The 281-nt window shown below is 64.8% G+C and carries 1 protein-coding gene; it reads right to left on the bottom strand.

What is annotated here, in order from left to right; translation table 11 throughout:
- Positions 1–281, bottom strand: a 281-nt coding sequence (locus tag K6T82_RS24390) for a hypothetical protein (protein WP_223711661.1), incomplete at both ends; no start/stop codon positions are given.

Raw genomic sequence — 281 nt, 5'->3', positions numbered from 1 at the left:
AGGATACCCGCACGCGCCGCAGTTGAGGCCCACGGCGTCGTCAAACAGCGATCCGATGAGGAGGCAGGCGTCGCTTGCGGCGACATTGCCCGCGTCCCGGATGAAGAACTCCACGTTGTGCCGCTCGCCATACTCACGCATCGCCTCTGCGAGCACGTTCCGCTCGTCTCCAACGACGATCATCGTCTTGATCACATCGATGCCCCGGGCCTTCGGGGCGGTGCGCGCGGAGAGCGCCATCAGCCGGGCGACCATCTCCACGGCGTCAGATTCAAAAGCCA

The organism is Flavobacterium potami (genome assembly GCF_020026915.1).
Lineage (GTDB): Bacteria > Bacteroidota > Bacteroidia > Flavobacteriales > Flavobacteriaceae > Flavobacterium > Flavobacterium potami.
The sequence above is the reverse complement of the archived record's forward strand: the minus strand, read 5'-3'. Positions and strand labels throughout refer to the sequence as shown.